At 64.0% G+C, this 21,155-nt stretch carries 20 protein-coding genes; 16 read left to right on the forward strand and 4 right to left on the reverse strand.

All coding sequences use genetic code 11. From position 1 onward, the window contains the following. Positions 1 to 5: 5 nt before the first annotated feature. The 7 genes from F4X41_02260 (at position 6) to F4X41_02290 (ending at position 6,880) form a co-directional block, all read left to right on the forward strand. Positions 6 to 746, forward strand: coding sequence for a hypothetical protein (locus tag F4X41_02260; GenBank protein ID MYB15846.1), 741 nt, complete (start codon positions 6 to 8; stop codon positions 744 to 746). Beyond that, positions 746 to 1,993, forward strand: a complete 1,248-nt coding sequence (gene ftsA, locus F4X41_02265) for a cell division protein FtsA (GenBank protein ID MYB15847.1) — start codon at positions 746 to 748, stop codon at positions 1,991 to 1,993. The genes F4X41_02260 and ftsA overlap by 1 nt, the downstream gene beginning before the upstream one ends. Positions 1,994 to 2,106: 113 nt before the next feature. Continuing rightward, complete coding sequence (gene ftsZ / locus F4X41_02270) at positions 2,107 to 3,222, forward strand: cell division protein FtsZ (GenBank protein ID MYB15848.1); 1,116 nt, start codon at positions 2,107 to 2,109, stop codon at positions 3,220 to 3,222. A gap of 35 nt (positions 3,223 to 3,257) precedes the next feature. After that, complete coding sequence (locus F4X41_02275) at positions 3,258 to 3,932, forward strand: YggS family pyridoxal phosphate-dependent enzyme (protein ID MYB15849.1); 675 nt, start codon at positions 3,258 to 3,260, stop codon at positions 3,930 to 3,932. 146 nt (positions 3,933 to 4,078) lie between these two features. Next, complete coding sequence (locus tag F4X41_02280) at positions 4,079 to 4,312, forward strand: YggT family protein (GenBank protein ID MYB15850.1); 234 nt, start codon at positions 4,079 to 4,081, stop codon at positions 4,310 to 4,312. Positions 4,313 to 4,383: 71 nt separating this feature from the next. Beyond that, a complete protein-coding gene (locus tag F4X41_02285; GenBank protein ID MYB15851.1) occupies positions 4,384 to 5,706 on the forward strand; it encodes a histidine--tRNA ligase in 1,323 nt (440 codons plus the stop codon). A gap of 37 nt (positions 5,707 to 5,743) precedes the next feature. Then, positions 5,744 to 6,880, forward strand: a complete 1,137-nt coding sequence (locus F4X41_02290) for a DUF1343 domain-containing protein (protein MYB15852.1) — start codon at positions 5,744 to 5,746, stop codon at positions 6,878 to 6,880. Positions 6,881 to 7,255: 375 nt separating this feature from the next. Here the strand turns inward: F4X41_02290 and ilvD are convergent, their stop codons facing one another. Beyond that, the gene (ilvD, locus tag F4X41_02295; protein MYB15853.1) at positions 7,256 to 8,935 is read right to left on the reverse strand and encodes a dihydroxy-acid dehydratase; all 1,680 of its coding nucleotides are present in this window, start codon (positions 8,933 to 8,935) and stop codon (positions 7,256 to 7,258) included. On the opposite strand from ilvD, the gene F4X41_02300 reads away from it, so the two are divergent. The 3 genes from F4X41_02300 to F4X41_02310 all read left to right on the forward strand — a co-directional run bounded on the left by F4X41_02300 (position 8,901) and on the right by F4X41_02310 (position 11,842). Next, positions 8,901 to 10,154, forward strand: a complete 1,254-nt coding sequence (locus F4X41_02300; GenBank protein MYB15854.1) for a Gfo/Idh/MocA family oxidoreductase — start codon at positions 8,901 to 8,903, stop codon at positions 10,152 to 10,154. The two genes, ilvD and F4X41_02300, sit on opposite strands and share 35 nt — an antisense overlap. Positions 10,155 to 10,235: 81 nt before the next feature. After that, positions 10,236 to 10,625, forward strand: coding sequence for a glutaredoxin (locus F4X41_02305; protein MYB15855.1), 390 nt, complete (start codon positions 10,236 to 10,238; stop codon positions 10,623 to 10,625). Between the two features lie 11 nt (positions 10,626 to 10,636). Continuing rightward, the gene (locus F4X41_02310) at positions 10,637 to 11,842 is read left to right on the forward strand and encodes a hypothetical protein (GenBank protein ID MYB15856.1); all 1,206 of its coding nucleotides are present in this window, start codon (positions 10,637 to 10,639) and stop codon (positions 11,840 to 11,842) included. A 25-nt stretch (positions 11,843 to 11,867) separates the two neighbouring features. Here F4X41_02310 and F4X41_02315 read toward each other — a convergent pair whose 3' ends face one another. Then, on the reverse strand, positions 11,868 to 13,034 hold the full coding sequence (locus F4X41_02315) for a mandelate racemase/muconate lactonizing enzyme family protein (GenBank protein ID MYB15857.1): 1,167 nt from the start codon (positions 13,032 to 13,034) through the stop codon (positions 11,868 to 11,870). Here F4X41_02315 and F4X41_02320 point away from each other — a divergent pair. Continuing rightward, on the forward strand, positions 12,949 to 14,616 hold the full coding sequence (locus F4X41_02320; GenBank protein ID MYB15858.1) for a sulfatase-like hydrolase/transferase: 1,668 nt from the start codon (positions 12,949 to 12,951) through the stop codon (positions 14,614 to 14,616). The genes F4X41_02315 and F4X41_02320 overlap by 86 nt on opposite strands. Positions 14,617 to 14,643: 27 nt before the next feature. Here the strand turns inward: F4X41_02320 and F4X41_02325 are convergent, their stop codons facing one another. Then, entirely contained in the window at positions 14,644 to 15,681 is a 1,038-nt protein-coding gene (locus F4X41_02325) for a formylglycine-generating enzyme family protein (GenBank protein MYB15859.1), read from the reverse strand. Then, positions 15,599 to 16,774 carry a pyridoxal phosphate-dependent aminotransferase gene (locus tag F4X41_02330; protein ID MYB15860.1) on the reverse strand — a complete coding sequence of 392 codons (1,176 nt, stop codon included), beginning with the start codon at positions 16,772 to 16,774 and terminating at the stop codon, positions 15,599 to 15,601. The genes F4X41_02325 and F4X41_02330 overlap by 83 nt, the downstream gene beginning before the upstream one ends. Positions 16,775 to 16,881: 107 nt before the next feature. Here F4X41_02330 and F4X41_02335 point away from each other — a divergent pair, with 107 nt between their 5' ends. The 5 genes from F4X41_02335 (at position 16,882) to F4X41_02355 (ending at position 21,149) form a co-directional block, all read left to right on the forward strand. Continuing rightward, positions 16,882 to 17,724, forward strand: coding sequence for an SDR family NAD(P)-dependent oxidoreductase (locus tag F4X41_02335; protein MYB15861.1), 843 nt, complete (start codon positions 16,882 to 16,884; stop codon positions 17,722 to 17,724). Between the two features lie 157 nt (positions 17,725 to 17,881). Further along, a complete protein-coding gene (locus F4X41_02340; GenBank protein MYB15862.1) occupies positions 17,882 to 18,214 on the forward strand; it encodes an STAS domain-containing protein in 333 nt (110 codons plus the stop codon). Between the two features lie 39 nt (positions 18,215 to 18,253). Further along, positions 18,254 to 19,465, forward strand: coding sequence for a SpoIIE family protein phosphatase (locus F4X41_02345; protein ID MYB15863.1), 1,212 nt, complete (start codon positions 18,254 to 18,256; stop codon positions 19,463 to 19,465). After that, entirely contained in the window at positions 19,408 to 19,875 is a 468-nt protein-coding gene (locus F4X41_02350; GenBank protein MYB15864.1) for an ATP-binding protein, read from the forward strand. Before F4X41_02345 ends, F4X41_02350 begins: the two co-directional genes overlap by 58 nt. Before the next feature lie 8 nt (positions 19,876 to 19,883). Continuing rightward, positions 19,884 to 21,149, forward strand: a complete 1,266-nt coding sequence (locus F4X41_02355) for an ABC transporter substrate-binding protein (protein ID MYB15865.1) — start codon at positions 19,884 to 19,886, stop codon at positions 21,147 to 21,149. Positions 21,150 to 21,155: the final 6 nt, after the last annotated feature.

Genomic DNA, 21,155 nt, shown 5'->3' on the forward strand with positions numbered 1-21,155 from the left:
CATTCGTGGCACGCAATCAGGCCCGCTGGCTGGCCCTTGCGGGCGCGTTGGCCCTGTCTGGATTGATCGCCTGGATGCTGACCGACCCGCTTTTTGATGTCCGCAGTGCGCGGACAACTTTCATCGGAACCGGCGCCGGCAGCGTGCCCGTCGATCACCGCCCGGTGGAAGAACTGTTTGCAGCCCCGAACAACCTGTTCCTGCTCTCCGGCACGGACGCCGCCGCCCGGTTGGGTGCGCGCCCTGAGATCGCCTGGGCTCAAGTACGTCCCCGAATTGACGGGTCGGTGGCGGTGTCCGTCCAACCGGCATTGGCGGTCGCCAACTGGTCCACCAGCGACGGTTTCTTCCTGATCGACCGCCGTGGTAACGCGCTGGCCGCGGGATTCGATCCCGGCCTGGAGCTGGCGATTTCCAGCCCATTCGCCGACGCCGAATCGGGTGTCAATCCGGCGGTACTGGAAGCCGGCCACCGGATCCAGCAGACGCTCCCCGCGCTGGGGTTCAAACTTGACCACATAGAGCACTCGGCGGCCAACGGCATGATTGCGCGGACGGCCGGCGGTGCATTGATCTATCTGGGCACCCCCCAAGCAGTCGATGAAAAGCTATCCGCCCTGATCGAAGTTGTTGGCTACGCCCGCAGCAACCAGCTGCGCCTCCTGCACGTGGACCTGCGCCCGCCGCTCCACCCTACGTTCAGGGCGGTGCCGCACGACTTCGACCCTAAGCTGGGGCTCGGTTGATGGGTCGCCGGCAGCTTGTGGCGGGACTCGAAGTCGGCTCGCTCAAGACCGTTGCCGTAATCGCCCAGCGCTACCGGAACGATCAGACCCACGTGTTGGGACTGGGCACGGCGCCGAGCGCCGGGGTATTCCGCGGCCAAGTCGTCGACGTGGACGCGGCCGCCGAATCGATCAAGGCCGCGATCGAGCACGCCCAGCGCGCCGCTAGGGCGGAAATCGAGCGGGTGTGCGTCGGCGTTTCCGGATCACACCTCGCAACCACCACCGAGACCGCCGACGTATTGCTGCGCGCCAACGAACGCACTTTCCAGCACCGCCACCTCCAGCAGCTGCTGGCGCGCCTGACCCAGGGCGCGCAGCGCGGCGACCGCGAAATCGTATACGTGTCTCCGCTGGAATTCGTCGTCGACGGCACCGCCCGGGTCAACGACCCGATCGGTCTGGCCGGTCGCCGCCTCGCGCTGAAGGCCACGGTCGTTACCGGCGTCAGCGGATCGCTGGAGAATCAGGCCAAGGCCCTGCAGCAATGTGGCCTGGAAGTGGATTTCGCGCTGCTGCAGCCTTACGCGGCGGCCACCGCCTGCCTGGATCAGGAGCAAATCCAATCAGGGGTTGCGGTGATCGACATCGGCCACAGCACCACCGACGTGATGGCGTTTCAGGGCGGGGCGTTCAAGTTGATGCACTCGATCCCGATTGCCGGAGAGGCGGTGACCGCGGACATTTCCAAGGGGCTTCACGTCCCGGTCAATGTGGCCGAAGAGTTAAAACTCTCCTACGGGCAATTGGCCGGTCCCAACCCGGGAGCTAGCCTGCCGGCCCATTCCTTCCGGTCCCAGATGATCGACGTGGACTCCTCGCTCCTGCACGAAATCCTGGAAGCTCGCTACGAGGACATGCTGCTCAGAGCCCGGTCGGTCCTAGTCGAAGCCGGCCTGATCCACCATCTGGCGGCCGGCGTCGTGCTTACTGGAGGGGCTAGCCAGATCACCGGGTTGCCCAGCCTGGCCAGCAGGGTCTTCGGCATGCCGGTCGACCGCGGTCTGGCACCATTCCTATTCGGGATGAATCCGAGCGCTCACAGCGTTGAATTTACGACCGCATTCGGGCTCGCCCTGGCGGCGATCGGTCCCGAGGAGCATGGTCAGTCGCAATTGACCGGGTTCAACGCCCGCGGGAACACGCTGGAGTCGATGCGACGCTGGATCCGGCAACTGTTCCAACCCAGTATTTCCTGGTCAAGTTAGGCGGGCCGCGGGTCGCATTTGGCGGCGGCGGGTAAGATATGCGGTATATAAAACCAAGCATTCGGCATGGTGCTCGCATCAATCTGAAACCGGCTTTTTTCTGAGGCGCGCGCATGGCTGAATCGACTCGTGGTGGCAACGTAGTCACCCGCATTTCGGGCGGCGGCGCGTCGTCGGGCGACGGGGTCAGCGCTCCGAATCCGGCCGTGTTGAGGGTCGTCGGAGTAGGCGGCGGCGGCGGCAATGCGATCGACCGGATGATCCGCCAGAAGCTTGACGGCCTGGACTTTATTTCCATAAACACTGACGCCCAGGCATTGGTCCGCTCGCTGGCTCCCAAGCGCATCCGCATCGGCGAAAAAGCGACCCGCGGGCTGGGCGCGGGCGGCGACCCGCGGATTGGCGCCAAGGCGGCCGAGGAAAACGCCGACGAAATTGCGGCCTGCCTGCAGGGCGCCGACATGGTCTTTATCACCACCGGCTTGGGTGGCGGGACCGGCACCGGCGCCGCGCCTATCGTCGCCGAAATCGCATCCAGCATGAGCATCCTCACGGTCGCCATCGTCACGCGCCCGTTTTCCTTCGAAGGTTCGCACCGCTCGGCGGTGGCCGAATCCGGCCTGGAGGAATTGCAGCGCCACGTCGACACTTCCATTTCGATCCACAACGACCGGATCCTGGAAATTGCCGACCAAAACCTGCCAATGCTGGAAGCGTTCCGGACTGTCGACGACGTCCTGCGTCAGGCGGTGAAGGGAATCTCCGACCTGGTAACCAAGCCGGGCTTGATCAACTTGGACTTCAACGACGTCCGGACGGTAATGACCAAGTCCGGAACCGCGCTGATGGCCATCGGGCACGGTACCGGGGAAAACCGCGCGGTCGCCGCGGTCAAGGAAGCCCTGGCCTCTCCGCTGCTGGACGCTTCGATTGACGGAGCAAAAGGCGTGCTGCTTAATTTCACCGCCGGCTACGATCTCTCCCTTTTCGAGGTAAATGAAGCCGCCAGCATGATCTCCAGCGCCGTCCACGAGGACGCCAACATCATCTTTGGCGCGGTGGTCGAGGAGCAGACCGACAAGGACATATTTGTCACCGTGATCGCCACCAGGTTGCAAGGCGAATCGAGCGGCAGCCTGCGCGGATACGGCGCCAGCGATTTTGCCGGCGAATCGGATCGGACGGATCTGCCATCGTTCATTCGACAGCACCGACGGACGGCGATTTAGGCGAACACGCCGAGATCGAACAGCTTGCCGGCGTCATAGCCGGCAATCTGGAGCGGGTCGAGGAGCAGATTCAAGCGGCCTGCGCGGCCGCCGGCCGATCCCGCAAAGACGTCAAGCTCGTCGCGGTCACCAAGACCTTTGGCGACTTACACATTCAGGCCGGTCTGCGGGCGGGTTTACGGAGGTTCGGGGAAAACCGCGTCCAGGAAGGAGTGGCCAAGATCCGGCGACTGGACGAACCGGCCCGCTGGCACCTCATCGGGCGATTGCAGCGCAACAAAGCCCGCGACGCGGCCCGGTATTTCGATTTAGTCGAATCGGTCGATTCACTCCGTTTAGCCTCGGCGATCGATCGCCGCGCCGAAGCTGCCGGATTCCCAATCCTGGTGCAGGTCAAGCTATCCGGCGTCGATTCCCAGGGCGGGGCTGATGCGCGCGAGTTGCCCGAACTTCTCGGTGCGATTACCTCCGAGACCCGGTTGCAGGTGCGCGGCCTGATGACGATTGCCCCGCAGACCGAGCATGAACCGACTCTGCGATCGACGTTTGCCCGACTACGTGAATTGCGCGACGGCCTGGCTTCGCAGTTCCCGGACGCCCCCTTGTACGAGCTTTCAATGGGAATGACCTCGGATTATTCGCAAGCGATCCTCGAAGGGTCCACCATCGTACGCATCGGCCGGGCAATCTTCGGGTCCAGGCCGCAGTAGCCGGATCAGAACTCCTGCGCACAATAGCGATACTGGGGTCGGCGCTTTACGCAGTGGCGGCCCGGGATCGGTCATGAGCTTGCGAAGGCGGGAATCGCAAAGGTGAGCTGATGAACGCACTCTCGAATCTGATCCTGAACCTAGCGATGATCGTCATTCAGACGCTGAGTTTGCTGATCATCGCCCGGGCGCTGCTCTCCTGGTTCATCCAGGACCCCTTCAATCCACTGATGCGCACGCTCAATGACCTAACCGAACCAATCCTGGCCCCGATTCGCAACCGGATTGGCGGTGGCATGGGAATCGATCTCTCGCCGTTGATCGCGATCATAGGCCTGCAGATCCTGGGCGTATTTCTCGACTCCCTCCTGCGAAGTTGACTACGTCGGATACCGAGTGCCGACGCTTTTGCGCCGGTGGCGGCCCTCGCGGCAGAGGCTAGGACCAGAACATGGAATTCAGGACGCCGCGCGGCACGCAGGACCGCCTGCCGGAGCAGCAGCCGTCGTGGGGATTCGTGCTTGGCGCCTTCTGGGATCGCTTCGAGAGAGCCGGTTTCGGACGTCTGGACACGCCGCTTTTTGAGGATTCCGCCCTATTTGTGCGCGCGGTCGGCGAAGAATCGGACATAGCCAGCAAAGAAACCTACAACTTCGCCGACAAATCCGGAGACTCCCTCACCCTTCGCCCGGAAGGCACCGCTCCGGTCGTGCGGGCCTACCTACAGCACGGCATGGCGTCGCGCCCGCAGCCGCAGCGGCTGGCTTACTTTGCCCCACTATTCCGCTACGATCGCCCCCAGGCCGGACGGCTGCGCCAGCACCACCAGATCGGCGCCGAAATCCTGGGTGAACAGGATCCGCACGCGGACGTCGAATTAATCTCGCAGATCTGGTGGTTGTTGACCCAAGACTTGGGCCTGCGGGATCTGACCCTGCAACTGAACAGCATCGGGAGGTCCGACGACCGAGCGCGCTACCTGAAAGCGCTGCTCGATTTCCTGGAGCCGGTGAGATCGGACCTATCCATTGAGAGCCAGCGGCGATTGTCTACCAACCCCCTGCGAATCCTCGACAGCAAGGATCAGCGCGACCGCAATGTCTGCGAATCGGCGCCGCGCACGCTCGATTTCCTGGGCGAGGAGTCCGAGTCGCACTTCGCGGCGGTCAAGGACGGCCTTGCCGGCCTCGGAATCGATGCGGTCCTTAATTCGGCCTTGGTTCGGGGCCTTGACTACTACACCGACACCGTATTTGAAATCTGGCCGGCCGATTCGCGCGGCCAGTCGACCGTCGCCGGGGGTGGTCGATACGACCTGCTGGCCCAGCAGCTGGGCGGCCCCCCAACGGCCGGGATCGGGTTCGGGTGCGGGGTCGAGCGGGTGCTGTTGAACCTGGAGGCCCAGGGCAGGCTGCCTGCGGCAGAGTCCGCAATCGATGCCTACATTGCCCCGCTCAGCGGGGCGGCGCGGCCGGCGGCGCTGGTCGCGGCCCGCGATCTGCGAGGGACTGGAATGCGGGTCGTGGTCGGATACGCGGCCGGGTCGCCGCGCTCACACCTGCGCAAGGCCAACGCCCTAGGGGCGCGCTGCGCGGTCATTTTGGGCGACGCCGAGCTGGCCAGTGACAGCGCCTCCGTCAGGGACCTTGTTGCCGGCAAGCAGGAGACCGTTGCCCGGGACCGGCTGGTGGCTTGCGTGCAGCGGGCAACTGGAGGAGGCGGTCGGCTGAATCCGGACAAACGGGCAACCACCAATCCGGTCGAGTCCGGATAAACAGCGCGCGGCCTAGGCCTTCCCGGCCAACGACTTCATGACCGCTGGCCAGGTGCTGGTGGGGGCGGATCGAATACTCGAACCTCCCTACCTGAGTTTGATCGCCGACAGGAAGGTTGGCCTGGTCACCAACCCGACGGGGGTGGATTCGCGGCTCCGACCGACCGCCGCAGTGCTGGCCGGCTGTCCCGGGACTGATTTGGCGGCGCTATTTGGACCCGAGCACGGGTATCTGGGTTACGAATCGGCCGAAAAACCGGTCGCCAGTACCGCCCAAGTACACAGCCTATTCGGACGTACCAAGAAACCGACGCCCGAAATGCTGGCCCCGTTGGACGTGCTCGTCTTCGACATACAGGATCTTGGAACGCGTTTCTACACCTACATTTCCACCCTTTTCCTGTGCATGCAGGCCGCTGCCGAATGCGCCGTCCCGATGGTGGTCCTGGATCGACCAAATCCGATTGGCGGCGTGCGCGTCGAGGGGCCGCGGCTGGATCCGGCATTCCGCTCGTTCGTGGGAATTTTCGACCTCCCTGTCCGCTACGGCCTCACGCCGGGGGAACTGGCCCTTTACTTCAACGCCCACGCGGGTCTGGATTGCTCCATTCAAGTTGTGCCGCTGGCCGGTTGGCGCCGGCAACATTGGTTCGATCAGACCGGTCTGCAGTGGATTAGCCCTTCGCCCGGCATAGCCACGCTCGACACCGCCACGGTGTTTCCGGGCCTGTGCTTGCTGGAGGGCACCAACCTCTCCTACGGCCACGGGACGGTCAAGCCCTTCGAGCTCGTCGGAGCGCCGTGGTTGAAGGCGGATGCGCTTGCCGGCCGCCTAAACGAGCTTGCGCTGCCCGGAGCTGTCTTCCGGCCCCAGGCATTCGTGCCCGAATCGGGCCGATACGTTTCCCAGATATGCCGGGGACTGCAGTTACATGTAACCGACCGAGAGCAGTTCAGGCCGCTTGAGGCCGCCCTGTACCTGGTCGCCTCTGCAATCGCGCTGCACCCTCAGGAATTTGCCTGGCGAGCCGAGCACTTCGACCGACTAGCCGGCACCGGGCGGCTACGACAGGCGCTCGCAAAGGGTGATTCGATCAAATCGATTACAAATTCCTGGCGCGAAGGGATTGAAGCATTCGAGCGCGAACGAGGGCCCCGCCTGCTCTACGACTGACCTCACAGGCAGTTACCGGCAGTTGAGAGATCAGACCGGCGATCGACGCAAACCAGAAAGCCGGCGGCGATGCGGTTTCCCAACCAGGACCTTGAGGGACTGGGACGTGATTCGGCCAGCACCGAATGTACCTGGCTCGGTCGCAAGATGCAAGCGTCCGAGCCACGCGAGAAAGGCATAAACCGGGACAATCCGCACCAAGCGATGGCCAAAGCGCGGATTCGCTCCCGTTCGACGTTCCTGAATATCACCGGCGAACCGGTTCTGCGCACGCGGATTGAGGCCGGGAAACTCGACGAATTGGCTAGTGAGTCACCGTGCACAACCCTCGTGCCGACTTGATCAAGATTCCCATGCCAATCATTTGACGGCGGATCAGGCCGCCGGCCGGGTAATCGCCCCCTCGGAAGCGGAAGAAACCAGCGCCGCGTACTTGGCCATGACCCCGCTCGGGTAGCGGTTCTCCGGAGCCTGGTAGGCCTCGATCCGCGCCGCAATCTCGTCGGCCGAGACGTCCAGGATGAGCTCGCGCGCGTCCACGTCAATGGTGATCCGGTCCCCGTCGCGAACCGCCGCAATAGGGCCGCCGCGGACAGCTTCCGGGGAGACGTGTCCCACGACCAGGCCGTGGGTCGCGCCCGAAAACCTGCCGTCGGTCATCAGCGCGACCTTGTCGCCCATCCCCGATCCCACGATCGCGGCGGTCACCTGCAGCATCTCGCGCATTCCCGGTCCGCCGGCCGGACCCTCGTTGCGGATGACCACGAAGTCGCCATCGCGCAAGTCCTGCGCCTGCACCGCGGCAAAGCAGTCCTCCTCGGACTCGAAAACCCGCGCATTGCCGCTAAATTGCTTGCGCTCGTGTCCGGCAAGCTTCACCACGCAGCCCTCGGGGGCCAGGTTCCCCCGCAGGATCGCGATTCCGCCGGTCGGCTTGAATGGATTCTCCAGATCGGTAAAGACCTTCTGGCCGGGAGTGGCGCTCGCGCTGGCGGCGATTTCGAACATTGACCGCCCGTCGACGTTGGGGCAGTCGTTGAGCACACCCTTGCGGACCAGCTCCTTTGCGACAACGCCAACCCCGCCGGCGGCGAACGCGTCGGTGGCCACGTATTCCCCGCCGGGTTTGAGGCTGGCCAGCACCGGAGTCTGCTCGGAGATGCGGTCGAAGTCCTCCAGCGGGATCTTGATTCCGGCCTCGTTGGCTATGGCCATAAGGTGCAGTACGGCGTTGGTCGAACCGGCGGTCGCGCACACCCCGGCGATCGCGTTGTGCACCGATTCGCGGGTGATGAATTCGCGCGGCAGGCGGTTCTCCCGCACCAATCGCATGGCCATACGGCCGACTTCCCGGGCGACTTCAATTTTGTCGGCGTGGGTGGCCGGCACCCCGTTGAGCCCGGCCGGGGAAACTCCCAAAAAGTCCAGCGCCAAGGACATCGTGTTGGCGGTGAACTGTCCCCCGCAGGCGCCGGCGCCCGGGCAGGCCGCCCCCTCCAGTTCATTTAGTTCGTCGGTTGTCATCTTGCCCGCCGCATGGGCCCCGACCGCCTCGAAAACGTCCTGGATGTTCACGTCGCGTCCTTGGAAGCGGCCGGGGGCAATGGTCCCCGAATAGAGCACCAGGCCGGGGATGTTCAGTCGCGCCAGCGACATCGCGCCGGCCGGAATCGTCTTGTCGCAACCGACGATTACAACCAGGCCGTCGAAGGAGTGTCCCAGCGCGGCCAGTTCGATCGAATCGGTGATGACCTCGCGCGAGGTAAGCGACATCTTCATCCCTTCGGTGCCCATCGACACCGCGTCCGAGACCGCAATCGTATTGACCTCGACGGGCATTCCGCCGGCCGCGCGGATGCCTTCCTTCACGTGTTGGGCCAGGCGCCGCTGGTTGAAGTTGCAGGGCATCGTCTCGATCCACATGTGCGCGACGCCTACCAGCGGGCGGTCAAGGTCGGCGTCAGTGAAGCCGATTCCCTTGAAAAAAGACCGCGCGGCGGCGCGATTGGGGCCGTCGGTCATGACGGCGCTGCGGCGTTTGGCGGGATCGGACATGGGTGCGACGGCCTACGAGGACTGGTTCGAGAGTGGTTCGGGCAAAGCCCCGGAAATTCTGGCAAAAGCAGCAGCCGCGCGTCCCGGCGTCCACAATGGTTCTGGATTTTTACTACCAGTCAGTGAGTGCCTGATGGCCGCCGTGTTGCCGGAAATCAACTACCTGCCCGAGATGCCCGCCGATTCCTCGCGCCGCATTGCCATCGCCGGCGCCGGCGCGATCGTCACCGGTGCCCACCTGCCCGCCTACGCGCTGGCCGGATTCAATGTCGCCGGGATCTGGAACCGCACCCGGGCCCGCGCAGAGGCGGCCGCCCAGCGGTTCGGGATCGAACGCGCGTACGAGAACGTCGACCAGCTCGTCGCCGATGACAGCGTCGAGATAGTCGACATCGCGCTTATTCCCGACGTGCAACTGGAAATCGTACAAGCGGCGGCGGCGGCTGGAAAGCACATCCTGTGCCAGAAGCCATTACACGAACACTTAGCGCCGGCCCGCGCGATAGTCGAATGCTGCCAGGCGGCCGGGGTGAAGCTGAACGTTAATCAGCAGTTGCGCCACGACGCCCGAATGCGCTCGGTGGCGGCGTTATTTGACAAGGACTTGCTCGGCCGGCCGACTCGGACGATGTTCGACACCAACATCGATCTCGATTACGACTTTCCGTGGTTGGCGGGACAGCAAGAGCTCGAAATCATGTATCACTCCATCCACTACCTGGACACCCTACGGTCCATCTTCGGGAATCCGCACCGGGTCTACTGCACGACCGGCTGCCTGCCCGACCAGCAGGGCAGGGGCGAAACGCGGTCCACCACCGTTCTGGATTTCCCCGGCGGCCACACCGCCCTGGTATTTGCCTCCTCCAACAACCGGCACGACACCCAGTACGCCCGCTTCCGATTCGAGGGCAGCGGCGGCACGGTGATCGGCGACAACCACCTTTTCTCAGGCAGCGCGGCCGGCGACCCGACCCGGTTGATGGTGCGCAGCGACAAAATCGATCCCGAAGTCGAATTCGTGATGCGAGTGCCGGAATTGCGGGTGCCGCACTCCTTCGTTGGGCCGATGGCGTCGCTGATGAAGGCGATCGAAGACGACTGCGAACCCGACCCGGGCGGACTCGACAACCTCGACACTATCGCCCTGGTGCGGGCCTGCTACCGCTCCGCCGAAATCGGCCAGGCCGTGGAATTCGAGTCCGTCGCCACGCCCTGAAGGGACCGCCGGGCAGCGTGCCATAATCGGCAAATCACCACTCCTCATGCACCATCAGTGGCTGATCCGAGGGAGCGTCCCATGGCCGCCAGCGACCAAGCACCTGCAATTACCGCCTGGATGAAGCCGTCCTGCGGCTGGAGCAACGGCGTACGCGCGGTACTGGCCAAATACGGGCTCTCGTACGAGGACAAGGACATCATCAACATCCCCGACAACTACATCGAGATGGTGATGAAGACCGGCCAGCGCTTCCAGCCCAGCCTCGAAATCAACGGTGAGATCGTGGCCGATGTTTCGGGCGAAGAGCTGGAACAGTACCTGATTGCCCGCGGACTGGTCGCCGCGTCCGGTGACGACGCCGGCGTTCCGCTGGACGCCCCCTGTACCGACGAAGAGCACGCCGCGATGGCGGCCCGCATGGCCCCGCCGACCAATTCGGGCCTGACGCTGCGCGACATCTCCGACTGAATCAGCCTGAGGTGACCGACATGCGGTTCGCCTCGGCGCTGGCTGCCGACCAAGCGGCAGCGGACTCGATCCCGGCGCTGGTCGACTCTATTGCCGGCGAGGGCCCGCAAAACCCCGATCTGGCGCTGCTATTTACCGCCCCAACCAGCGGGGCCGAGGCCGAGGCCCAGATTGCGGCGCTGGAAAGCACGCTGGCCCCGACCAATTCGATCGCCTGCTCGGCCGAATGGGTAATCGGCAACGATCGCGAAGTCGAGGAGCGTCCGGCGGCCACCCTGCTGGCCGGCTGGGGCGAAGGAATGGCATGCTCGGCGTTCGAATTGGGCGACACCGATTGGAAAACCATCTTCGGCACCCCGGAGGGACTGCGGGACCATCTAGAGCTTGATTTCGAACCCAAATTGTTCGTACTGCTGGCCGAACCGTTCACGGCCCCGCTCCGGCATCTGCTGCCGGCATTCGACAGCGCGTTCCCGGCCACGCCGGTCGTCGGCGGCGTCGCCAGCGGCGGCATGTCGCCCGGGATGACGCGCCTTTCGGCCAATGGGCGGATCCGCGACGAAGGGGTCGTCGGTCTGGCTCTGGGCGGGGCGCTGGAGCCCGAAATCATCCTTTCGCAGGGCTGCCGTCCGATTGGCAACGAGTTTGAGGTGACCGGCGCCGAGCGCAGCCAGATTACCGAGTTGGATGGTCGCAAACCGACGCTTGTATTCCGCGACCTTTACCACGAACTCGATTCGGATCTGCAGTCCTTCATCCGCAGCGGGGGACTGCTCATCGGGATCGCCGTCGACGACAGCGAAGACCCGCCCGGCCCATCGGATTACCTGATCCGCAACGTGTCCGGGGTCAATCCGGAAACCGGTGCGATCGGGGTGATGGATCTGGTCCGCAGCGGCCAAGTGGTCCGCTTCCACGTTCGCACCCCGGCGGCGGCGGCCGACGATCTTGAATTGCTCTTGTCGCCCCAAGCGTTCGCGACCGCCCCGGCGGCGGCCCTGCTGTTTACCTGCAACGCCCGCGGCACCCGGCTATACGCCGAGCCGAATCGCGATGTCGGCATCGTCGGCCGCGCGATTGGCCGCCAAGTTCCGGTGGCCGGTTTCTTCGCCAACGGGGAACTGGGCCCGGTCGGGGCCTCCAACTACCTGCATTCCTATTCGGCCAGCATCTGCCTGCTGAGACCGGCCGGCGAACGCGCAAGCTGGCCGTCCTGATCGCCCCGGAAAAACCGTCCAAACCTCAAAAATCGATCCAGGTGCCGTCGGGCAACTGCAATTCGTCAGTGGGAGCCGGTCGATGCCGTCGCTTGCGCTCAAGCGCCCGCGCCCGTTCTAGGTCGAGGGTGATACCCAATCCGGGAGCATCCGGCGGATACATGTAACCACGCCGGGGTTCGGGAATCCCGTCGAATATCTCGTGGAATTGCTCCGGAAACGGCCATATCACCTCCTGGATCAGGAAGTTGTGACAGGCCAGGTCAAGCTGCAGACTGGCCATCGTGTTGACCGGCGACTGGGGGTTGTGCGGGGCCAGGCTGATCAAGTGCGCATCGGCGTAGTCCGCGATCTTCTTGACTTCGGTGATGCCGTGAGCATGCACTATGTCGGGCTGGATTATGTCCACCCATTCGTTTTCGATCAGGGGCTGGAACTGCCAGCGTGAGTAAAGCCGCTCGCCGGTGGCCAGCGGCGTCGGGCACCGCTCTCGCAGCATCCTAAAGCTCTCTGCGGCCTCGAACCGGGTCGGTTCTTCAAGAAAAAGAATGTCGAAGTCTTTGACCCGTTCGGCGAATGCCACCACGTCGACCGGCCGCAGTCTCCCGTGGGTTTCAAGCAGAAGGTCGAATTCGGGCCCGACGAACTCGCGGGCGGCGGCGACCACGGCGGCACCGCGGCGGACCGCGGGCCGCGGGTCGAAGCGTTCCCGTCTTGGTCCCGCGCCCGGATCGGAAGGAGTTGCCATGAACTTGACCGCAGTCCAGCCATCGTCAATCAGCGGCCCGAGCGCGTCGGGGACGGATTCCGGGGTCGGCAACTGGGCATGGTTGTAAAGGCGCACGCGGTCGCGCAACGGCCCGCCCAGGAGCCGGTAGATCGGAACCCCCAGGGCCTGCCCGCGGATGTCCCACAGGGCCACATCGATCGCTCCCATGGCCGAGGCGGTCACCGCGCCTCCGCGACGCCGGTCGCCCAGGTACAGCCGCCACCAGATGTCCTCCGAGGCCAGCGGATCCATCCCGCGGATTACCTCGCCCATCTCTCCCAGGCAGGACCGCACGCTCTGGCTGCGCCCCATCAAAGTAGCCTCGCCCAGGCCGGTGATGCCGGCATCGGTTCGCACCAGCGCCCACACGAATGAGCGCCCCGGGCGCCGATATGTACAGACGTCGACGGCGGTGATCTGCATTAGCTTGTGCTCCAGAGGAAACGGCCGCCCGCCCGGCAAGAATCGACGCCGGCGACCGGCCCAAAATAGCGTGGTCGGGTCGGCGAAGTATTTTCAGCGACCCGCGACCCGCATCCAACCCACGGAACGGCCGATGGCTAGCGCGCAACGTCCCAACATCCTCTTCCTCACGACCGACCAGCAACGGTTCGACTGCCTGGGCGTTAATTCAGGCGGATACGTGAAGACTCCCAATATCGATCGCCTGGCCGCCGAGGGCGTCAATCTGACCGGGGCCTTCGTGAACAACCCGGTCTGCATGCCCTCGCGGGCGACGTTGCTGACCGGTCGCTACCCTCGCAACCATGGGGTCACCTCGAACGGGTTCACGCTGCCGGAGGATGAAGTCTCCATCGCCGAGATCCTCTCGCAAGCCGGCTACCGGACCGGCAACCTCGGCAAACTGCACTTCCTGCCCCATTCCAACCGCGACTACGATCGGGCTCACCCCGCGTACGGATTCGACGTCCACGTCAACGCCGACGAACCGGGCTGCTATCCGGACGATTACATCCGCTGGATCCGGCGAGTGGCGCCGGGCATGGAGGAAAAAGTCGGCGTGCCGCACCCGATCACCGGCGACCGCAACATCCTGTACTGGGACTTCGACGCTCCCGAGGAACTCAGTTACAGCGCCTGGGTGGCCGATCAGACGATCGGCTTCATCGACGCGTCGGGCGAAACGCCCTGGTTTGCCATTGCCGGTTTCTACCTGCCGCACTCCCCGTGCAATCCGCTGCCCAAATACCTCGACCTTTACCCGCGCGATAGCGTGCCGCCACCAGACGTGATCCCTGGCGAGCTGGACGACAAGCCCACTACCGTTCGTCGGATCGCCGAGGCCGTTCTGCCCGAAGACGAGGAGACAGTAATGCAGTTCAGGCGCTACTACTACGCCAGTTGCAGCATGATCGACCACCATTGCGGACGCATCGTCGAGCACCTGCGGCAAACGGGCCAACTCGACAACACTTTAGTAGTCTTCTACTCCGACCACGGCGACGCCTGCGGCGACAACTTCACGATGGCCAAGCACGAGGCCCATTACGACTCCTGCCTCCGGGTCCCGATGGTTTGGCGCTGGCCGGACAGGATCCCGGCGGGCAGCAGTTTTGAGGGGTTCTTCGAAGGAGTTGACCTGGTCCCGACTCTGCTCGCGGCTCTCGGCTTGCAGGTACCCGACCGCGTCGACGGCAGCTCCCTGTGGGAGCAGCTGACGGGCTCGGGCGGCGGCGGCAAGGAATCGGTGCTGGTCGAGTACTTCAATCCCGGCAACGACCAGGTCCAAACCGAGATCTCGCGTCACACTCGCTACTACCAGGGCGGGTCTTCAGTGTTAACCCTGATCAATTCCGAATACAAGTACTGGATCAACGACGAAGGCGAAGAAATTCTCTATGACCGGGCCGAGGATCCGGGCGAACACGTGAATCTGGCGTGCTCCCCCGGACACGCCGCCCAACTGGCGCGGATGCGGAAGGCGCTGCTGCAGAAACTGGCCACGACCTACGATCGCCGCCACCGCAAGCTGGCGCTTTATTAGGCCGCGAAAATTGCCGCCGGAAGCCCGTCAGGGGTCGCGGGCGCACCGGAATCCGAGATTGCCGGCGCCGGTGTCGGGGGTGTTTCGGTTGCGCGCCGCCACCCGGTAGCGGTTGCAGTAGGAATCATGGCAAAGGTAAGACCCGCCGCGCATCACCCGGGCCGAGCCCTCGGCAGGGCCGCGCGGATTAAGAGGTGAGGCGCTCAGGTGGTGGTTGGGGCTGAACCAGTCCTGACACCACTCCCAGACGTTGCCGGCTACGCCGTACATCCCGTAGCCGTTGGGTTCGAACGATTTGACCGGACAGGTTCCCAGATACCCGTCGTCGCGGGTGTTCAGGTCCGGGAACTTGCCTTGCCAGATGTTGGCCATGTGTTTGCCGGCCGGAGTCAGATCGTCACCCCAGGGATAAACGGCCTGGACCAATCCGCCGCGCGCGGCATATTCCCATTCGGCCTCGGTCGGCAGGCGCTTGCCGGCCCAGCGGCAGTACTCGGCGGCGTCGTTCCAGGACACCTGCACGACCGGATGGTCGGGACGCTTGCGCACGTTCGATCCGGGGCCTTCGGGATGGCGCCAGCTGGCGCCATTGATCGCCAGCCACCAGGGGACCTCGTTGACCCGTTGCGGATTGCCGCGCAGCAATCTGCCCGGAACCAACAGTTGGAAGACGAATGACCAACCGAAGCGCTCCGACTCAGTCTTGTATCCGGTCGCGCGAACGAACCGACCGAACTCGCGGTTGGTCACCGGCGTCAAATCGATGAAAAACGGGTCGATCGCGACTTCTCTAATCGGACCTTCCCCGTCGTCGGGGAATCCGTCGCTGCTCTCGGTGCCCATCAGGAAAGTTCCGCCGTCCAGCAACACCATGCCCTCGGGCGCCATTACACCGGTCTCCCGGACGGCTGGTCGGGGTTCAACTTCCGGAACACCGGACCGGGGCGGTGGGCAGCAGTCCGGCGTCAAGCTAGGCCGCCGATCACGCGAGAAACTCGGCGACGCGGTCGAGTCCACGGGCAATGGTCTCCATGTCGGTGGCAAAGCTGAGACGCACGGTTGCATCCATTCCAAACGCTTCGCCGGGCACCACCGCTACCCGCCCTTCTTCAAGCAGCCGCTGGGCAAATTCGACCGAACCGGCAACTCCCAGCCGCGAGTAGTTGGCCGAGACGTCGGGCAGGACGTAAAAAGCGCCCTGCGGTCGCGGGCAGGTAACGCCCGGCATGGCGTTGAGGCGTTCGAAGCAGTAGCGTCCGCGGCGGGCAAACTCCTCGCGCCGTTCGGCCACTATCGCTTGATCGCCGGCTAGAGCGGCCGCATAGCCGAATTGGGTGAAGTTACAGGCCCCGGACGTGGTCTGGGTCTGAATCTTGGCCATCGCCCCGATGATCTCTGCCGGACCGGCCGCAAATCCCAATCGCCAGCCGGTCATCGCGTAGGTCTTGCTGGAGGCATTGAACGTTACCGTGCGCGCGTAGGCGTCGTCCGACAGGCTGGCGAAGTTGGCAAAACTTGCCCCGCCAAAAACCAGCTGGTCATAGATCTCGTCGGCCAGGACGATCACTTCTGAGCCGGCCAGGACTTCGGCGATCGCCGCCGCTTCCTCCGGTGAATAGACGAATCCGCCCGGGTTGGACGGTGAGTTGAACACGAATGCCCGGGTTCGATCGGACAGCGCCGCGGCGACCTGATCAGGAGTCAATTTGTAGTCGTTTTGCGGACTCCCCTCCACGATCACCGGGACGCCGTCGCAGAGCGCGACCTGCTCCGGAAACGAGACCCAGTACGGCGCCGGCACGATCACCTCGTCACCCGGGTCCAGGATGGCCGCGAACGCCAGAAACAAGGCTTCCTTGCCGCCGCAAGTGACGATCAGCTGGTCGGATCGGTAATGCAGCCCGGCATCGCGCGCCAGGGCATCGACTATCGCGGTCTTTAGCGGCACGATCCCCGAAGCCGGGGCCGCGTATCCGGTCTGGCCACCCTGGAGGGCGTCGATGGCAGCTCGCTTGACGTGGTCCGGGGTGTCGAAATCGGGCTCGCCGGCGCCGAAGCTGACGACGTCGACGCCTTCGCGGCGCAACTGGGCGGCCCGACCGGTCACCGCCATGGTGGCCGATTCGGCCATGCGAAGAGCACGCTGGGAGATTTGCATAGTCAGGGCACTGCCTGGAGGGCGTCGGAACGATCGTCGATTGGCCAAGCCAAACCGAACGATTTTGACCTAACGCCGACCGAACCGAACCGGCGACGGGTAAATTGATGACGCAACTCAGAACCGAGTTCGGATTCCAGGAGGCGGCTGCTATCGCCGCGGGCTGCCAGGGGGCAAATCAGATCATGAACAACCTCGAATCGAAGGTCGCGGTAGTCTCCGGCGCAGGGCGGGGCATCGGCCGATCGATCGCCATCGCCCTGGCCCGCGCCGGCGCCGACGTCGTGGGGTGCTCGCGCACGGTGAGCGAGCTCGAATCCCTGGCGAGCGAAATCAAACAGCTGGGGCGGCGCTGCGCGACCGCCCGCGTCGACGTGGCCGATTGGGAAAACGTCAAGCATTTCGCCGAAACGGTCGTCGCGGAATTCGGGCGCTGCGACATCCTGGTCAACAACGCCGGCGGGACGTTTGCCGAGGGGGAGTTGGCCGACAGCGACCCGGCACTTTGGACCAAGACCGTCGACATCAACCTGTACGGCACTTACTTCCTGACAAGGGCCCTGCTGGCCGACATTCCCAGCGGCGGCAAGATCATAAACATCGCCTCCGGCATGGGCTTGGCGGCGTTGCCCGGCAACAGTTCGTACGCGGCCGCCAAGGCGGCTGTGCACATGCTCACGCAGGTTCTTTCGCAGGAAGTCTGGGAACGCGGGATCGAAGTGAACGACGTGATTCCAGGGCTGGTGGCGACCACCAACGTGACCTGGGCCAGCGACCGGTCTTCGGTGGATACGGTGCTGGCCGAATTCGCGGATCGGCCGGTGCCGTTCGCAGCTTCCGAACGCGTCAAGCACCCTGACGAGGTCGGCGAACTGGTCGCCTGGATGGCCGGCCTGCCGCCCGGGGGCCCAACCGGCCAGTCATTCTCGCTGGCGCGCCGACCACTCTAATTCGAGACTCGGGCGCTAAGGTCTATGGAAGGTTCCGCGTCCGAGTCCGTAAACTGGCTTGAGCGTGAGGCCGGCTCCGTTTGTCGATCATTGGAATAATTGGGGCTGGAATAATTGGCACTGAATCTTTGCCCGCGCTGGAATTGGATGGACCGTGATTGACACCGCCCGCGAGGGTCCAATACTGATCGCCGGACTCTCCGGCCGCATCGACGGGACCAACGCCCGACAAGTACAGACCGAATTGGAATCGGCGCTCGGCGACGATGACCGCCGACTGCTGCTGGATTTCGCGGACCTCTCCTACATCTCCAGCGCCGGGCTTCGGGTTGTACTGCTGGTGGCCCGCCAGCTCGACCAAAAGGGCGGACAGCTGGCAGTCTGCAGTCTTAGCGAGTCGATTTCCGAAATATTCAAGATCTCCGGATTCGACAAGATCATCAACGTCCACGCCGATAGGCCCGCCGCTCTCGCCGACCTGCAGGGCTAGGGCCGAGCCCGACTAGAGTCCTCCACAAAGACTTTTCCGGTGCCCCCGGACAGACCTAGACGCCGGTCTCGGACCCGCTACGAAGGCCCGACCCGGAAGATTCTGGTGGTCGATGACGAGCCTGACCTGGAGCCGCTGATCCTGCAGCGCATGCGTCGCCAGATCAGGTCCGGTCAATACGAATTTCAATTCGCCGGCAACGGCGTCGAGGCCGTCGCCCTTCTCGAGCAGGACAAGGAGATCGAGCTAGTCCTCTCCGACATCAACATGCCGAGGATGGACGGGTTGACGCTCCTGCAACAGATTCCGCAGATCACCGACGACATTCGGTCAGTCATCATCTCCGCATACGGTGACATGGACAACATCCGAACCGCCATGAATCGGGGCGCGTTCGATTTCGTCACCAAACCGGTCGATTTCAAAGACCTGGACATCACCATTGAGCGCGCGCTCAACAACCTTGCCGAATGGCGCAACGCGCTGGCGGCCAGGGACCAACTTGTCTCGCTGCAGCGCGAATTGGACATTGCGCGGCGCCTGCAGGAATCAATCCTGCCGAAGTCGTTTCCGAAGAGCGACGATTTCGAAATCTCCGGATTCATGCAGGCCGCCCGCAACGTGGGCGGCGACTTCTACGATTTCCTAGAACTGCCGAACGGAAACGTCGGTTTGGTCATCGCCGACGTATCCGACAAGGGCGTGTCGGCGGCGATGTTCATGATGTCGGCGCGCACCACGATCAAGGGGGCCGCCTTAGACGGATGCGACGCCGCCGAGGTGCTTACGCGGGCCAACGACTTGCTCAGCGCCGACAACCCCAACATGATGTTCGTCACCGCCTTTTACGCCGAGTACGAACCTGCCAGCGGAACCCTTACCTACGCCAACGGCGGGCATGACCTGCCGGTGTTGGTTGACAGAGACGGGGCGCGCACCATCCCTTCGACCGGCGGAGTTGCGCTCGGAGTCTTGCCGGGAATGCCGTATTCGGCCGAATCGATAAAGATGCAAGTCGGCGATACGTTTGTGGCCTATACCGACGGGGTCACCGACGCAATGAGCCCGCAGGAGGAACAGTTCGGCCTCGGTCGCCTGATGCAGCTGTTCGCCGAAAAACCCCCGTCGCACGCCGGCGCAACGGTAAACGATGTGGTGGCGGCCGTCAAACGGTTCGCCGCCGAACAGGACCAATTCGACGACATCACGTGCCTTGTTTTGCAGCGACTGGCGCCGGGATCGCGGCTGTGAAGCGCGAGCTCTCGCTCACCCCGGAACTGGACTCGGTCAGCAAGCTTGCCGATACCGTTGCCGAAGTGTCGGCCGACGACGATTGGACGCCCGATCTCGAATACAAGGTTGCGTTGGCGGTCGAGGAAATCGGCATGAACATCGTCTCCTACGCCGGCCTTTCCAATGACCAGGCCATCCAGGTGACGATCGATTCGACGCCGGAATCGGTAACGGTCGTCTTCTCGGATCCTGGGCCGGCGTTTAATCCGTTTGTCGACGCGCCCGCCCCGGATCTGGAGGCGTCGGTCGCCGACCGCCGCATCGGTGGGCTTGGAGTCCACCTGGTGGAAACTCTGATGGACATGGTTTCCTACGACCGCGGAAGCGGCCGCAACAACCTGACCATGGTTGCCAATCGGGCAAAGTGATTCCGCTGTTGACCCGCCGGCCAGCCCTTGCCGCGTTGGCGGGGCTGGTGGTCTTGGGCGCGGCCATTGCGGCGATGGTGTTTGTGTTGACGCGCCCCGACGCGCCCGCAAACGTGAACGCGGACGCGACCGGGCCGGTACCGGCCGTGGCCCCGGACCCGGGCCCGGAACCCGGGATTTTCAATGACCGGGTAGTTTTCGGCCAAACCGCCGCATTCAGCGGACCGGCGCAGGGACTGGGCATCGAAATGCGGCGCGGCATTGAAGCCGCGTTCGCGGAAGCCAATCGATCGGGAGGAGTCAACGGCCGGAGGCTTGAGCTGGTGTCCCTGGACGATGCCTACGAACCGGAGGCGGCAATCACCAACGCTCAGCAGTTGATCGGTGTGCAGGAAGTCTTTGCGCTGATCGGATCGGTGGGAACCCCGACTTCCCGTTCTACGGTTCCGGTTGCCGGCGAAGCGGGGGTGCCCTTCATAGCCCCCTTCACCGGCGCGGCGTTTCTGCGCGATCCGCAACTCGAGCACGTGATCAACCTGCGCGCTTCCTATGCGCAGGAAACAGAGACGATGGTCGGACTGTTCGTAGATCGACGCGGCTTCGACCGCATCGGAGTCCTATACCAGGACGATTCCTTCGGCAGGACCGGGTACAACGGCGCCCGGGACGCCCTGGCGAGGCGGGGCCTTGAGCCGGTCGGGGTCGGGCTTTATCCGCGCAACACCACCGCCATCAAGACGGCGCTGCTGGACCTGTCGGCGGCCGAACCCGAAGCGATCATCCTAATCGGCGCTTACGAACCGGTCGGTACGTTGATCAGCCTGGCCAAGTCGATCGGATTGGATTCAGAGTTCATCGCGATTTCGTTTGTTGGGTCAAATTCGCTCGCCCAGCAGCTGGGGCCGGACGGCGAGGGAGTGAAAGTCACCCAGGTTGTGCCCCTGCCCACCGACCGGTCGGTGCCGATAGTGGTCGAGTACTTGGACGCGATGGCGTCGCACGATGTCACCGGCCTGCCCGGATTCGTCTCGCTCGAGGGCTATCTGGCCGGACGCCTGGCAATCGCGGGGCTGGCCGCCTGCGGCCCAGACCTGAGCCGGACATGCTTTGTTGACGGGCTCAAATCGCTGGTCGAATTCGAATTGGGAGGGTTCCCCCTCTCCTTCGGGCCCGATGACAACCAGGGTTCCGACAGCGTGTTCCTGACCGAAATCGGACCCGAAGGGCGTTTCCGGCCCCTCGCTCCCGACAACCCTCCCGCCGTTCCGGTTTAGAGTCAC

Source organism: Chloroflexota bacterium (assembly GCA_009840625.1).
Lineage (GTDB): Bacteria > Chloroflexota > UBA11872 > UBA11872 > VXNJ01 > VXNJ01.